The 15615-nt window shown below is 63.9% G+C and carries 12 protein-coding genes and 1 tRNA gene; 5 read left to right on the top strand and 8 right to left on the bottom strand.

Features of this window, described 5'->3' with window-relative positions; all coding sequences use genetic code 11:
• The first annotated feature begins 36 nt into the window (after positions 1–36).
• From AC04PT_RS03245 to AC04PT_RS03230, 4 genes are all read left to right on the top strand, one after another.
• A complete protein-coding gene (locus AC04PT_RS03245) occupies positions 37–885 on the top strand; it encodes a phosphate/phosphite/phosphonate ABC transporter substrate-binding protein (RefSeq protein ID WP_482872063.1) in 849 nt (282 codons plus the stop codon).
• Complete coding sequence (locus AC04PT_RS03240) at positions 885–2702, top strand: ATP-binding protein (protein WP_482872062.1); 1818 nt, start codon at positions 885–887, stop codon at positions 2700–2702. Before AC04PT_RS03245 ends, AC04PT_RS03240 begins: the two co-directional genes overlap by 1 nt.
• Before the next feature lie 817 nt (positions 2703–3519).
• Positions 3520–3756 carry a hypothetical protein gene (locus AC04PT_RS03235; protein WP_482872061.1) on the top strand — a complete coding sequence of 79 codons (237 nt, stop codon included), beginning with the start codon at positions 3520–3522 and terminating at the stop codon, positions 3754–3756.
• 58 nt (positions 3757–3814) lie between these two features.
• Entirely contained in the window at positions 3815–5797 is a 1983-nt protein-coding gene (locus tag AC04PT_RS03230) for a multicopper oxidase domain-containing protein (protein ID WP_482872060.1), read from the top strand.
• 69 nt (positions 5798–5866) lie between these two features.
• On the opposite strand, the gene AC04PT_RS03225 is transcribed toward AC04PT_RS03230, so the two are convergent.
• From AC04PT_RS03225 to AC04PT_RS03190, 8 genes are all read right to left on the bottom strand, one after another.
• Positions 5867–5956, bottom strand: a tRNA-Ser gene (locus AC04PT_RS03225).
• A 125-nt stretch (positions 5957–6081) separates the two neighbouring features.
• Positions 6082–6801: an alanyl-tRNA editing protein gene (locus tag AC04PT_RS03220; RefSeq protein ID WP_482872059.1), complete on the bottom strand. Its 720-nt coding sequence runs from the start codon at positions 6799–6801 to the stop codon at positions 6082–6084.
• A complete protein-coding gene (locus tag AC04PT_RS03215) occupies positions 6802–9291 on the bottom strand; it encodes a DUF3772 domain-containing protein (protein ID WP_482872058.1) in 2490 nt (829 codons plus the stop codon).
• On the bottom strand, positions 9291–10325 hold the full coding sequence (locus tag AC04PT_RS03210) for a cysteine synthase A (RefSeq protein ID WP_482872056.1): 1035 nt from the start codon (positions 10323–10325) through the stop codon (positions 9291–9293). The genes AC04PT_RS03215 and AC04PT_RS03210 overlap by 1 nt, the downstream gene beginning before the upstream one ends.
• Before the next feature lie 55 nt (positions 10326–10380).
• Positions 10381–11526, bottom strand: coding sequence for an NUDIX domain-containing protein (locus tag AC04PT_RS03205; RefSeq protein ID WP_482872055.1), 1146 nt, complete (start codon positions 11524–11526; stop codon positions 10381–10383).
• Positions 11527–11531: 5 nt separating this feature from the next.
• Positions 11532–11972, bottom strand: coding sequence for a TrgA family protein (locus tag AC04PT_RS03200; protein ID WP_482872054.1), 441 nt, complete (start codon positions 11970–11972; stop codon positions 11532–11534).
• A complete protein-coding gene (locus AC04PT_RS03195) occupies positions 11972–13180 on the bottom strand; it encodes a class I SAM-dependent methyltransferase (RefSeq protein WP_482872053.1) in 1209 nt (402 codons plus the stop codon). The genes AC04PT_RS03200 and AC04PT_RS03195 overlap by 1 nt, the downstream gene beginning before the upstream one ends.
• Before the next feature lie 60 nt (positions 13181–13240).
• On the bottom strand, positions 13241–14641 hold the full coding sequence (locus AC04PT_RS03190) for a cryptochrome/photolyase family protein (RefSeq protein ID WP_482872052.1): 1401 nt from the start codon (positions 14639–14641) through the stop codon (positions 13241–13243).
• A gap of 333 nt (positions 14642–14974) precedes the next feature.
• On the opposite strand from AC04PT_RS03190, the gene AC04PT_RS03185 reads away from it, so the two are divergent.
• Positions 14975–15580: a nucleotidyltransferase family protein gene (locus AC04PT_RS03185; protein WP_482872051.1), complete on the top strand. Its 606-nt coding sequence runs from the start codon at positions 14975–14977 to the stop codon at positions 15578–15580.
• Positions 15581–15615 lie beyond the last annotated feature (35 nt).

Below are 15615 nucleotides of genomic sequence, written 5' to 3'. Positions count from 1 at the left end.
TCTCGGAGCATGAATATATTGGAAGAGGATCCTTGAATGGCTTGGTATGAGAAATGTCTTCGACCCATACAGCTGGTAGCCGCCAGCCTTTTCCTCGTTCCCCTCTCTGCCGCGGCGCAGGAAACCTATACGTTTGGCGTCGTGCCGCAATTCGAAGCGCGCAAGCTTTCGGATATCTGGACGCCGATTCTGGCGGAAATCAGTGACCGTGTGGGCCACACCTTGCTCATGGTCGGCTCGCCGAATATTCCCGAGTTTGAAAACGGCTTCAACGATGGCTCTTTCGACTTCGCCTACATGAACCCGTATCATTCGATCATGGCGCTCGACAGCCAGGGGTACATGCCGCTCGTCAATGACAACGGGCGCCAGCTTTTCGGTGTGCTCGCCGTGCCCAAAGACAGCCCGCTCCAGGATGTGACCGAGCTGGACGGCAGGAAGGTCGCCTTTCCCGCGCCGAATGCGCTTGGCGCTTCGCTGTTGATGCGGGCCGAACTGGACCTTGTGCAGAAGATCAAGATCGAGCCGAGCTACGTGGCGACGCATTCCTCCGCCTACCTCAATGCCGCGCTGGGCGAGACCGCAGCCGCAGGCGGTGTCATGGGCACCTTCAACCGGCTTGATCCGGCCATCCGGGACCGCCTGCGTATCCTCTATCGCACCCAAGAGGTGTCTCCCCATCCGGTTGTCGCACATCCGCGCGTCCCGCAAGAGGTGCAGGACGCCGTCAGGCAAGCCTTCCTGGATCTGGGCCAGACAGAGGAGGGTCGCGCGCTTCTCGCGGCGGTGCCGATCAGAGAGATCGGTGTGGCGACGACAGAGGATTTCAAACCGCTGCGTGACCTGAACCTTGGCGCATATCTCGTGAGCTCGAGCGACGAATAATGTTTCGGTTGCTGCGCTTCGGGTTGAGCCGTTGGCTGCTTCTGGCGCTTGTCGCCGTGGGCATCATTTCGGGCCTTCTGTTCGTCCAGGTCTGGGTGCCGCAGTTCACCCGGCTCTGGCTCGACGTAGCCAGCCGCGAAACCGAGCAGCAGATCGCCATCGTGGCAGACAGCCTGACCCCGTTCATGCTGAACAATCAGTTTGCCGGTATCTATGAAACGCTGGATGCCTTGCTCGCACGCAACGAGCACTGGCGCCAGATTGTGATCCTGAACGAAGACGGGCGGCGAATTTACCCGATCTTCGATCCAGCGCCCCAAGTTGGCCCGCACCTCTGGCAGACGACACAAGACCTGACCTTTCGCGGTGAGCCGATCGGGCAGCTTTCGGCAACCGTAGATTTCTCGGGGGACCTGATGCGCCTGAGCGGCATGACGCACGGCCTTGGCATCCTCGCCTTGCTGCTGTTTCTGTTGGCCGTAGGGATCATCGGCGCTGTTGTCGAAATCTTCGTGCTGCGTCGGCTCCGGATGCTGTCGCGGGCGTCGAGCGAGCTGTCGCATGGCAACTATTCCGCCGTACTGCCCCCGCAATCCAACGACGAGGTCGGCGCGCTGTCCGGCGTGTTCCGGTCGATGCGCGAAAGCATCCGCGACAACGAGCGCGATCTGAACGCGGCACGCAAGGCCGCCGAAAAGGCCGCCAGCGCCAAGGCACAGTTCCTTGCCACCATGTCGCACGAGATCAGAACGCCGATGAACGGTGTCATCCCGGTGGCCGAGCTGCTGGCATCCACCGAGCTGGACGCGCATCAACAACGGCTGGTGAACACGATCCAGATCTCGGGCCAGGCGCTCAGTTCGATCATCGAAGACATCCTCGATTTCTCACGCCTGGATGCGGGCCACGTCACGATCCGGTCCGATCCCTTCGACCTTCAGAACCTTGTCACGGGTGTCCGCGACATGCTGGCCACGGCGGCGGACATGAACAACATCGAGCTTCACACCGACGTCTCCGAAGACCTCTCGGGCCGTTTTGACGGCGACGGCGCGCGCCTGCGCCAGGTCCTGCTGAACCTTGCGGGCAACGCAGTGAAATTTACCGAGCGGGGGCGTGTTGTCCTGCGCGCCGAGCGCACCGAGGACGCCGCCGGATCGCCCTGGATCAGGATATCGGTCGAGGACACCGGGATCGGCATTCCGGCCGATCAGATCGAAAGCATCTTCGACAGGTTCGCGCAGGCCGACAGCTCCATTTCGCGGGATTTCGGCGGCAGCGGGCTCGGCCTGTCGATCAGCCGGATGCTCGTGGGGGCCATGGGGGGCGACATTGGCGTCGAAAGTCAGGTCGGAACCGGCAGCGCCTTCTGGTTCACCCTGCCATTGATCCGCGCGCAGGAGAAAGCCGTGCAAACGCCCTCCTCGGCCAAGGCCGCAGACTCCGGCGCTCTGCGCGTTCTCGTGGCCGATGACAACGATATCAACCGGGTGGTCGCATGCGCGATGCTTGAAAAGCTGGGCCATCATTGTGTGACGGTCGACGACGGGCACGAAGCTGTCGAGGCCGTTCGCACCGAGGACTATGACCTCGTGCTCATGGATGTTCAGATGCCAAGGCTGGACGGGCTCGCGGCCACGCAAGCCATCCGCGCGCTAGATGGCGCCCCCGGCCAAATCAGGATCGTCGGCCTCAGCGCGAGCGCAACGAACGACGACTCGCTGCAATGCTTCGATGCCGGGATGGATGGCTTCCTGAGCAAACCCCTTGAAAATAAACAACTTATCGAGGTTCTGCGTGACCACGCCAAGGTCTGACGGCTTGAGGGATGCAGCTGGCTTCCTCAGGCTTGATGAATGCTTGCGTCATGCTTGCCTGCAATCCACTCAAGCTTGGCAAAGCTACAAATACAAAACGAACCGCATAGCTGCTGAGGCGTTTTTGGCAAAGAGACACTAGCAAGACCAAGGACGGTCACAGCTTGCCAAATGTTCACGTTGGTGACCGTCGCACTGACATTGGAACCAGCGAAAACGATTTCTAGTCCGAATATGGCCGACAGCTTGAAAGGTCGCACGTTAGGTTGCACAAACAATAGAAGAGCTTGCGTCGGCGGACGAAAAGTATAGCAATAACAATGCCTTGACCGACCAGCGGAAAAACACGACGCCGGCCCCTACCGCCGGAGCCAAAACTTCCTGAAGGTTTTGGAAACACACGAAAAAGCGCTCCCTCGGGGCGCTTTTCGCGTTTCGGGCGCGGGGTCGCCACTTCGGCTTTCTGCTCAGGACACGCCGGCATTTCGCGTATACAGAGCTGGGACCTCAAGGCAGAACCGGGCACGCCGTGCTACCTCCGCTCGGGAGTGTGCTGTCGTTCGGGATGGAAATTGGATACCAGCCCCGGTCTTACACGCCTGTGCCAAGGAACGAATTTTGCCCCTCCGCCCCACCTTTGCGTCCGCTGCGGCGCGGCTCCGGAACTGACAGGAACGCCGGATTATGATAGGATCGCGGGGTAACTTTTTCAGATTTGGATTGTCCCATGAAACCTATCATTGCAATTTCTGCGTGTTATTTGGCTGCGCCGATTCAGGCCTTCGAATGTCCCCGGCACTTTGAAGAAGCTCAAGCCATGCTCGACAAGGTCGCGGGCGACATGGAGGGTATGGCGGTCCTGATGGACGCCGAGGATATCTCTCAGCTCCATGCCCTGCTGGATGAAGCCCGGATGCATCTGGCGGCCGCCCGACAGGCCCATGAGGAAGCCGAGGATACTGCCGGTCACGCGCAGTCCATTGCAGAAGCGCGGGCCGCTCTGGGCTATGCGCTTGCCGCCGACATCCTTCATTTCAAGCAGATGGGTCACTAGCGACGTGGGCTGGAAAACTGGTCAGCAAAAAGGTTGCACAGCCGTAGGGTGCCAAGCTTTGCTGACGAAGGCCCTTCGCGCCCTGGGGGTCTGCCTGGCGCTCGGCATCGCTGGTGGCCCCGGTCGGGCCGAGGAGTCGCATCTGCCTAGCGGGAGTGCGCCGGACTCGGTTACCTTCGGCGCTGATCTGGATGGCGACGGCGATCCCGACGAGATCGAGTTGCGGCTGGAAGTCATCGAGGTCGTGCAGGAGGTCCTGCCGGGTGAGGAGCTGGCGTTCTGGGTCTTCGCCCCAGCCGGCGCCGGGATGAGTCCCGTCGCCCGGATGCCAAGCCCCACCATCCGCGTCGAGCAGGGCGACCATGTGCGCGTGGTCCTTGAGAACACGCACTATTTTCCGCACACCATCCACTTTCACGGCACGATCCATCCCAACGCGATGGACGGCGTGCCCGACATCACTCAGTTACCGGTGCGGCCCGGCGAAAAATTCGTGTACGAATTCATAGCGGTAAACCCCGGTACCCACTTCTATCACTGTCATGTGCAGCCCGACGTGCATGTGCGCATGGGCCTTGCCGGGATGTTTGTCATCGAGCCTAACGCGCCCAACAACGTCTTTGCGCCGCTTGTCATTGGTGCCGGAGCGATCCCGGATCCGTCCGCCACCGTCGCGCGGGACTACGCGCATGAATATTCACTGGTCTATTCCGACATCGACAGCGATCTTCACCGGCTTCCCTTGCAGGTGCGCGACCCGCGCGAGATCGAATGGCGCATGCACCGGGATTACGACAGCACGGCGGCCCGGTCGGACCTCTTCCTGCTGAACGGGCGCGCCTTCCCCTTCACCTTGCTCGACACACCGATCGAGGTGCGCGAAGGCGGAACCGCGCTCTTGCGGATACTCAACGCCGGTGCGCGGATGATCAACCTTCACACCCACGGCCATCACCCCGTCATCAGGGCCCGTGACGGTGAGGCCATGCCCACGGAACCCGCGATCCGCCGTGACACCTTCACCATCGGTGCGGCCCAGCGGCTCGATCTGGACTTGCGGACGACGCCGGACGGGATACACGCCTCGGGGCCCGGCGTCTGGCTTGTCCATGATCACACCGAAACCACCGTGTCCAATGCCGGGATCAACCCGGGCGGGGACATGACGGCCATCGTCTACGATGGGTTCCGCGATGACAGTACCGGGTTGCCACAGGTGGCCGGAGACCTGAGCAGGTTCTTCGATCCAGCGTATTATCGCGGAGAAGTGCCGGTGTTTCCCCCTGAGATTTTCGGTACAACCCCCGAGCGCTACGCCGAGGGCTGGATGGCCGATGACGATGGTTCGCTGGCTTATACACGGCTGGCACCGTCATGGGCCATCGAGGGCATCCCCGACATCCTCGCCTCGCACCGCGTGCTGGCGGAGGAATGCACCAGCCCGCCAAGGGGCAGCCAGCGCATCCTGATCCGGGGCGGGACCGAGTTGGCACGCGAGGGGGAAGTCTTCGGGTTCGAGCCTCGCCGGATCCATGTCGGCCGTTGCGAGGAGATCGAGCTGGTGTTCGCCAACACGGACGACGTGCGCCATGCCCTGATGGTGCCCGGGCTCAACCCGATGCTGGTTTCTGAATTCGCCGGGCCGGGGCTGCGAAGCGTTTCGTTCGTGACGCCCGACAAGGATGTAACCTTGGAATTCCACTGCCACGTGGAAACCCATGAGAAGATGGGCATGCTCGGCCAGATCGTCGTGGGCACCGGCGGATCCGGCGGCGCCGAGCATGATCCGCTGGCGATCCATGGTGCCGGTACGCCGGGGCTGTTTCAAGGCGTCGGCACGCTGGTTTCGGTGGACCTGCGCGGCGGCCGGGTCGTTATAGACCACGAAGAGATCGAGGGGCTGATGGCGGCCATGACCATGAGCTTCGCGGTCGAACCCCGCGAGCAGATCCTCGGCCTCGAGCCGGGGTCGGAGGTCCATTTTACCGTCGACCCCGACGCCCGGGCGATCGTGCAGATCGAGGCGCACGATCACGAGTGAAACATCGGTCTGCGGCACCCGTGAGTCTTGGACACAACCAGATAAGGAGAACGCTTTCTCAGGGGAAGGTGGCGGACAGTGAGGGATTCGAACCCTCGAGACGGTCTCCCGCCTACACACTTTCCAGGCGTGCGCCTTCGACCACTCGGCCAACTGTCCGTGGGCGGGTGTTTAGCCTCGCTGCCGATGGGAATTCAAGAGCAAATACAGCCCCGCACGAGGAATAGTCAGGCGGGTGCGTTTATGTGCGACGCGGCCCTGCCCATGCCCGGGGCCCGACGACCTCAGCTGTCGAGGATCACGTTCAGGCGGCGGTTTTGCCGGCCCTTCTTTTCGATCTTGCCAAGGCGGATGGCGCCGATCTCGCCGGTGCGGGCGACATGGGTCCCGCCGCAGGGTTGCAGATCGACCTGATCGCCGCCCTTGCCGATCCGCACCAGCCGCACCCTGCCCTGCCCGCGCGGTGGCTTGACCGACATGGTCTTGACCAGTTCGGGCGTGGCCGCCAGCACCTCGTCGGTGACCCAGGTCTCGCTGACGGGCAGATCGCGCTCGATCAGCAATTGCAGCGATTCCTCGATCACGTCGCGGTCTGCGGGTGCATCGGGCATGTCGAAGTCCAGGCGGCCCTTTTCGGTGGTGATCGCGCCGCCCGTGACGGGCAGCGGCACCACCACCGACAGAAGGTGCAGCGCGGTGTGTACCCGCATGTGCCGGTGGCGCCGGTCCCAGTCGAGGAATTGCGTCAGATGGGTGCCCGCCTCCGGCAAGGGCAGCGGCTCGGCGGGGACAAGCACGACCTGCTGGCCCTCGCCCTTGACGGTGGTGGCGATGGGCATGTCGATGCCGTCCCAGCTGAGCGTGCCGCTGTCGCCGGGCTGGCCGCCGCCGGTCGGATAAAAGATCGTCCGGTCCAGCACGATGCCGCCCTCCGGCGTGTGCCCGGTGACCTGCGCCCGGGCCTCGCGCAGGTAAGGGTCTTCGCGAAACAGCAGTCGGGTCATCTAGCGGCCCTCGCCGTCCGGGCCGTCCGACGGCTCGCCGCTGCCGTCCCCGGGGGACGGTTCTTTCGGGCCGAAGGAAGGCTTGGGCGCGGTCGGAGCCTCGGATTCGTCTTCGTCCTTCCTGCGCGGCTGCTCCTGCGGGCGCAGCGCCTCGGGATTGCGCACCCAGATGTCGCGCTGTGCGAAAGGCACCTCGATACCCTCCTTGGCGAAGGCTTCGATGATCTGGTGGCGCATCTCGGTGCGCACGCCCATGCCCTCGCCGATGTCGCGCAGCACGGCGCGGATCTGGAAGTCGAGCGAATCCGCCCCGAAGCCAACGAAATCCACCGCCGGTTCCGGGTTCATCAGCACCTGGTCGTGATGGCGTGCGATGTTCATCAGGATCGACTGCACCTTGCGGGTGTCGGTGCCATAGGCCACGCCCACAGGGATCACGATGCGCCCGATGGAATTGCCGCGGGTGTAGTTGGCCACCGTGCCGGAGACGAAATCGGCGTTCGGGATGATGACGTCATAGCGGTCGAAGGTCTCCATCCGGGTCGACCGGACCGAAATGCGCTTGACCGTGCCATGCACGCCGCCGACCTCGATCCAGTCGCCTTCGGCGATGGGACGTTCGATCAGCAGGATGATCCCCGATACGAAATTCGACACGATGTTCTGCAAGCCGAAACCGATGCCCACGGAAAGCGCACCGGCGACGATGGCCAGTGACGACAGGTCGAGCCCGGCGGAGGTGATCGCCACCAGCGCCGCGATGAATATCCCGACGTAGCCGATGCCGGAAATAATCGCGTTCTGTCCGCCGGTGTCGATCTTGGTCTTGGGCAGGATCGAGTTCTTCAAGGCGCCTTGCAACAGCCGCGTCGCCATGTAGCCCAGAACAAAGACCAAAAGCAGAACGAAGAAATCCATCGGCGAGATGCGGCTTTCACCGATCGCGAAACCTTCGCGGAAGCGCGCCCAAAGCTCGGTCAGATCCGCGACACGCGCCCCCCAGATCAGCGCAAGGAAGGGCAGCGCCGCCAGCCCCAGGACGAATCCGATCAGCACCGTGATCAGGCTGTCGGCCTCCTCGTCGGACTGCCGCATCAGGAAACGGTAGAGATCATTAGTGAAGCGTTGCAGCACCACGACCAGCCCCAGCAAACCCAGCGTCTTGATGGATGGGAAGATCAGCGCATCGGCCGCGGTGCCATAGCCGGTGGCCGCCAGCACCGGTCCGACGATTGAGACCAGCATGACGATATGGCCGAGAAAGGCCGTCACGCGGGCGCGCACCTGGCGTTCCGCATTGCCGGTCTCGAACCTTATGTAGTTCACCATCAGGTGGCCAAGGCGGAACAGGATCAGCGCGGCAGCGACGATCAGCGGGAAGTCGATGACCGCCGAGGTTGCCTCAGAAAAGTTTTCGACCACGGCATATTCCGTGTTCACGTCGCGCAGGACCAGAATGATCGCCAGCAAGGTGGCATAGGTCCGGGCCTCGCGCCGCTGCGTCTTCGGCATCGGCAGCATGCGGTCGCCGTCATGGGTCGAGAACAGCCGGTCGGCCAGCCAGCGCAGCCCGAGGATCAGCGCCCCCCACTTCGGCAGGTTGTCGAGCAGCAGGGTCACCCTGACACCCGGAGCGCCGGTGGCGAAAACCGCCTCGGTCAGGGCCAGCAGGCCCAACAGCGGCAGCGCGATCTGAAGAACCGAGGCGAGGAAGCTGTAGACCGTTCCGCCACGCAGGCTGTTGTTGCGCAGCCAGCGGCCGGCGCCGCTTGCCCAGGCGCGCCCGCGGACCACCAGCACCAGTCCGATCACGCTCAGAAAGATCACCGCGGGAAGATTGCGGCGGGCCTCGGACTGGCGGACATCCGATCCCCAGGATTGCGAAATTTCGGTGACCGTGGCGCTCCAGGCGAGACCGATCTCGGTCAGCGCGGTCGACCAGTTGTCGGGCGCGACCGGCAGCGGCCCCACTTGAAACAGGCGGTCGGTCTGGCGCGCGCGGATAAGCACGTCGATTTCGCCGATCAGCCCGTCGGCGCGATTATAGGCCTCTTCGGCAGCCATGATCGGCGCGCGCAGTTCGGCCAGCTGGGCCGTCAGTTCGGCACGCCGTGCCGCGACTTCCTCGGCTTCGGTCTCGCCCTCCGCGGGCGCCGCCCCGAGCGCATCGATCTGGCTCTGAATGGTGCGGATGCGTGACTGGTTCTGATCCTGCGCGGCAAGGAAGCGTGCGCGCCAGTTGGCCAGCTCGGTGCGCAGCGTTTCGAAGGCAGAATCCGAGGCGCGACCGGCCTCAAGCGCCGCTTCGGCCCGTTTTGCCAGCCCGTTCCATTCGGTATAATCCAGCGGGGCAGCGGCGCCTGATGCCGCGTCGGACGCGGTCAGTTCCTCGGTCACGGCAGTCTCTTGCGCGTAAAGCGGCCCGGAGGGACCGACCAACGCCATAAAGAGCCCTGCGGCGAGGGCTGCGAACATGAAATTGCGAAGCATCAGACGTCCTCGAAAACGCCGGGGATCGAGGCGGGCGCGCGGGTCAGCCAGTCCGGCGTCGGCAGGCCCTTCGAGCGCAGGAACTCCGGGTTGAACAGCTTGGATTGGTAGCGCGTGCCATAGTCGCACAGCACGGTGACGATGGTGTGCCCCGGCCCAAGTTCCTTGCCCAGCCGGATCGCGGCAGCGACGTTGATGCCGGTCGAACCGCCCATGCAGAGCCCCTCTTCCTTCAACAGGTCGAAGACAATCGGCAGCGCCTCGCTGTCCGGGATATTGTAGCTGAAATCGGGCGTGAAGCCTTCGAGGTTGGCGGTGATCCGCCCCTGTCCGATGCCTTCGCTGATCGAGTCGCCCGACGCCTTGTGCTCACCGTGGTTGTAGAAATGGTGCAGCGTCGCGCCGTCGGGATCGGCCAGCGCCATCTTCACGCCCTTGGGTTGCAGCGCCATGCCGACACCCGCCAGCGTCCCGCCGGAGCCCACCGCCGAGACGAAGGCATCGACCTTGCCGCCGGTCTGCTCCCAGATCTCGGGGCCGGTGGTCTCGATGTGGGCCTGCCGGTTGGCGACGTTGTCGAACTGGTTGGCCCAGATCACGCCCTTGTCCGAGGTCTCGTTCATCTTCTCGGCCAGCCGGCCCGAGTAGCGCACGTAGTTGTTCGGGTTGCGATAGGGCGCTGCCGGTACCTGCACCAGCTCTGCGCCGGCCAGCCGGATCATGTCCTTTTTTTCCTGGCTCTGGGTTTCGGGGATCACGATCACCGTCTTGAAGCCCATCGACGCGCCCACCAGCGCCAGCCCGATACCAGTGTTGCCGGCCGTGCCTTCCACGATTGTGCCGCCGGGCTTCAGAAGGCCCTTTTCCATCGCGTCGCGGATGATGAAAAGCGCCGCGCGGTCCTTGACCGACTGGCCCGGGTTCATGAACTCGGCCTTGCCCAGAATGGTGCAGCCGGTGATCTCGCTTGCCTTGCGCAGCTTGATCAGAGGGGTCTTGCCAACGGCGTCGGCGAGATCGGATGCAATTCGCATGGGCTTGGCACTCCTTGCAGTGTTTGTCGCTGTTTATGCGGCTGTTTGCGTGAACTCAAGGGCGTGCGGGAACGGCGTCCTTGCGCAGACCCTCACGATGACGTGCGAGCCAGAGCAGCATCAGGCACAGCGGACCGGCGTTGACCTCGCCACTGTCGACCAGCGCCATCGCCCGGTCGAAGGAAATCACGTGGCTGCGGATGTCCTCGTGCTCTGCCTCGACGCCGGCGATGCCGCCGGTGTCCCCGTTCAGCTGGCAGAGCCCCAGATAGCAGTGAAAGAACTCGGTCGAGTAGCCGGGCGAGGCATAGACCTTGGTCATCGGTCGCAGGTCGCCCAATTCGAGCCCCGCCTCTTCCTGCGCCTCGCGCCTTGCGCAATCGGCCGGGGTCTCGCCGGCTTCGATCAGCCCGGCGACGGGTTCAAGCACCCTGACCGCCGGATCCTTGCGCCAGATCGGGCCGAAGCGCAGCTGTTCGATCAAGAGCACCCGGTCGGTCACCGGGTCGTAGGGCAGCACCAGCGCGGCGTCGAAGGCGACGAAAGCCTCGCGCGGGAAGGTCGCGCTCTGGCTGCCATCGAAGCGGCGATAGCTCAGGTCGAAGGCCCGCAGGCGAAAAAAGCCCTCGAACCCCGGGCGCAGGGCCTCGATCCGGTAATCCTCCGGGCCCGGACCCTCGCGCAGGTCACATGGCGCGGTGTCCTGCGCCATCACCCGCGCCCAGGCGCGTGCGCGAATCCATGGAAACAGCTTGCCGATCTCGAGCGCCGGCGTGGTGCCGAAGCGCTCCATCACCTCATCGGCGGCCTCCATCGTCATCGCCCCGAACCGCGCCACCCAATCCTGCAGCCGCCATGGCGCCCCGGGTGTCCAAAGCTTGGGATCGGGCAAGAACACCCGCGCCTCGACGATTTCGCCGGCATCGGTCCGAATTGGCAGCGGTTCGAGCGCATAGCCGAACCCGCCCTCGTAGTGATCCAGCCGCGCGAGGTCCGTTTCGTCCAGTCCGCGCATCAGCACGCCTTCGGCCGCCGCCCCCGCCTCGGGCAAGATCATCGGAAAGCATTCGCGATCGACCCAATAGGTGGCCCAGCCCGGCAAAACCGCAGGTTCTGGTGCGAAATCGCCAGACGTTCGCGCAAGCACGCGCGCCAGAAGCGGCACGTGACACAACGTGCCGTAAAAGAACAAATCCGCCATGCCGCTTAATTCCAGCGTCGCGAGGCCATGTGCGACAGGAACCCGGCCAGCAATCCGCCGATGGCGAGAGTCAGCACCACTTCGAAGGTCAACACCTCCACCGCGTATTCGACCCCGATCTGGAACACCGCCGCAATCGCCTCGATCGGTCCGTTGAAGCGGTGCCGCAGTGCCAGGCGTATCATCTCGTTCGCCGATTGGGCGCCCAGTGCCACGAACGTCAGGATCGCCGCCCCGGTCAGGCCGTAGCTGAGCGCATCGGCAAAGCGGCCGGTGGCCAGCGTTCCGGTGTAGAACCAGCCCGTCACAAATCCGATTGCCATGTTCAACGGCAGGAAGATTCCGAAATCCGTACTTTCGGGCAGAAGCGCCATCACCATTTTCGATACAATGAAGGCCAATACCGACAGGCAGACAGCGGCAACGAGCTTGGGGACTGTGGGCATCAGGCGGCGGGCCTCCTCAGCGTGATCTGCGTTACGTCGCAGTTTCCGCTGTGAAACGTCGCGGCGCAAGAGGTCAGGTAGAAGTTCCACATCCGCCGGAAGCGGTCGTCAAAGCCCATATCGGCGATCTCGTCCCAACGCGCGTTGAAGGTCTCGTGCCAGCGGCGCAGCGTCTGGCTATAGCTTTCGCCGAATTCGACCGAGCGCAGCACCGAAAGCCCGGCCTTTTCAACCTCGGCCAAGAGCGCCTTGCGCGAGGGCAGCATGCCGCCCGGGAAGATGTATTTCTGGATAAAGTCCACGCCCTTGCGATAGACCTCCCAGCGCGCATCCTGCACGGTAATGATCTGCAAGGTCGCCGCGCCGCCCGGTTTCAGCCGGTCGCGCAGGGTGTCGAAATAGACCGGCCAGTATTTCTCGCCCACTGCTTCGAACATCTCGATGCTGGCGATGCCATCGTAAGTGCCCGTCTCGTCACGATAATCCTGTAATTTGAGGTCCACCCGGTCCGACAGCCCCGCGCGTGCGATCCGCTCTTGCGCATAGGCCAGCTGTTCGCGGCTGATGGTCAGCCCGGTCACCCGCAGCCCACGTTCCTTGGCCGCGTATTCGGCAAAGCCGCCCCAGCCGCAGCCGATCTCAAGCACGTGATCGCCGGGTTTCGCCCCCATCTGATCCACCATCGAGGCGTATTTCGCGGTCTGCGCCGCCTCGAGGCTTTCCTGCCCAGTGCGGAACAGCGCCGAGGAATAGGTCATCGTGTCGTCCAGCCACAGTCGATAGAAATCGTTGCCGAGGTCATAGTGGTACGAGATGTTGCGCCGGGCCTGCCGCTTCGAATTGGACCGCAGCCAGAATCGCAGCCGCTCATAGGCGCGCACAAGGCTCATCCCCGGAAACCCGTCGAAAAGCTCCTCGTTGACATGCAGCAGGTCGAGAAAGGCCAACAGGTCCGGGGTATCCCACCAGCCGTCGAGGTAGGCGTCGCAGAACCCGAGATCGCCCTCGCGGATCAACCGTCCGAAGATGTCGGCGTTGTGGATGCGCAATTCCGCCACCGGCCCCGGCTCCGCCCCCTGGGCACGGAACACCCGGCCATCCGGCAGGCGGAAATCAAGACGTCCCTGCCGCATTCTGCATGCGGTGGCGTGGACCCGGGCGAAATACCTCGGCAGATTGCGCTGCCCGTCAAGTGACGCAAGCACCATGGCCGTCACACTCCTTATTGTTAATCATTTTGCGATCAGGCGACTTCTGAGGCAACCCGCCTAGAAACTCCGGCTCTCATAGGCCGCGAGGGCGCGTTTGCGACCCTCGTCAAGCCCCACCACCGGCTCGGGATAGCTGTCGTCCAGCGCCATGTTCCACCGCTTGGGGATCGCCTCGAAATACTGCACTGCGGTCTCTGGCGGGTTTTCCTGCCCCTCGGCGATCCAGCGGTTCACGTAGGTCTTGTCGGGATCGAACTTTTCGCGCTGCGTCACGGGGTTGAACACACGAAAGAAGGGCGAGGCATCCGGCCCGGACCCTGCAACCCATTGCCATCCCAGCGCATTCGAGGCCGGATCCCAGTCTATCAGGCAGTCCTCGAACCATTTAAGGCCGACTTTCCAGTCGGTCATCAGGTGCTTGGTCAGGTAAGAGGCGGTGATCATGCGCACGCGGTTGTGCATCCGCCCGGTGACGTACATCTCGCGCATGCCCGCATCCACGAAGGGCACCCCGGTGCGCCCCTGTTTCCAAGCCTTGATCTCGGCGGAACGCTCGTCGTCCTTCCAGTCGAAAGCGTCCCATTTCTCGCGCCAGTTGTCCGTCAGAAGGCGCGGCATGTGCCACATCAGGTGATATGCGAACTCGCGCCAGCCCAGCTCACGCAGAAACGCCTCGGCACCCTTCTTGCCCTCTTCCCTCGCGCGCAGCCCGGCGTGCCAGCACTGGTGCGGGGTAATTTCGCCCAGACTGAGGTATTCTGACATCCCCGAGGTTCCGTCCACCGCCGGGCAGTCGCGCTGCGCGCCGTAGTCTGCGACCGCCTCGTCCATGAACCACGCCAGCCGGTCCTGCGCTGCCGTCTCGCCGGGGTTAACGTGAGATCCCACCACCCCGGCGCCGCGCTTCATGGCTGCGTCCAGCGCCCAAGTCCCGAGGTCTTCGCTCTCAGGCCAGCTATCCGGCGCCGGCAGCTTGTCAGGGGCAGCGCGGGGCGCCTGCACGTCGCGGCCTTTCACCGCCTTCCAGAAGGGTGTGAACACCTTGTAGGGCCCGCCCGACTTGGTCTCGACCGAGGTCGGCTCGAACATTACATGCCCGGCGAAGTCCTCTGCCTCGACCTCCAGCGTCTCGCGCACCCTGTCATCGCGCGCCACGCTGTCGGGATCGTAGGCGCGGCTCCAGAAAACGCGCTCGGCCCCGGTCTCGGCCACCAGTTCGGCCAGTATCTCTTCCGCCTTGCCCGACCGCAACACCAGCCGGCTGCCCTTGTCCTGCAAGGCTGCCTGCAACTTCTTCAGCCCCAACCCCAGACGGTATTTCGGCGCCGCGCCCAGTCCGTCCACAAGATCGTCGCGAATGAAGACCGGTACCACCGGCCCCTTCGCGTTGCAGGCGGCGCAGAGCGCCGCGTGATCTGAAAGCCGCAAATCCCGCCGGAACCAGAGAAGTGTCGTCACTTGAAAACCCCGCTTTTTCCAACTGATACGTAGCCCGCCGCCCTCCGGATCAAAGATCGCCGCTCTTCTTGGGGTCAAGCCGTCCGGCAGTGCAGCACACCCACGCCGAGCCCGTCACGCCGGACCCATGGCGCGCAACCCCTCCACAGATCTGCCAACAGCACGCGGCGGGGCGCATTATGCGCGGTCAGCCCCCGCCAATGTTGATGCGATACACAAACTATGGTCCGCAAACAACTGAAATAATGACGAAAAACACCGTAACGGAAACCCGCTTGCTGCCACGGCCGAACCTGCCCTAGACTGCCCCACCCGCCGTAAGGACGCCGCTGCATGCACTGTACCCTGATCCTGCCCGCTGCGGGCAAGTCCAGCCGAATGCGCGGCGCCGACAAGCTGCTCGAAGACGTCGATGGCCAGCCCTGCCTGCGTGCCATGGTGCTGCGGGGACAGGCGGCGGGGCTGCCGGTCGTCGTCACGCTGCCCGGAATCGATCACCCGCGCGCCAGTGTCTTGTCAGGTACCCAAGCCACGATCCTGGCCGTCGCGCAGGCCGACAAGGGCATGGCGCAGTCGCTTCGCGCCGCCGTCGCCGCGCTGCCCCGCGATAGCGAGGCCGCGATTGTCCTTCCACCCGACATGCCCGGCATCCAGTCGGCGGACCTGAACCGGATCATCGACGAGGCCGAGGCCACGGTCGAGGCGCGCATCGTCCAGGCCGCCACCGAGGACGGCACCCCGGGTCACCCGATCCTGTTCCGCGCTGCGCTGTTTCACGAATTCGCAGCGCTGGACGGCGACACTGGCGCCCGCGATATCGTCCGGCGCCACATGCCTCACCGCCAGCTTGTCCCGCTGTCGGGCAACCGCGCGCGGCTTGATCTCGATACCCCGGAAGATTGGGCGGCCTGGCGAGCAGGACAGGCCGCCCCGAAGTAAGGACCCGGCGGCAGAACCGGGTCCGGCACCTACCT

The sequence above is a fragment of the Litorisediminivivens sp. KMU-197 genome (assembly GCF_056858395.1).
This window is presented reverse-complemented; position numbering and strand designations above follow the sequence as displayed.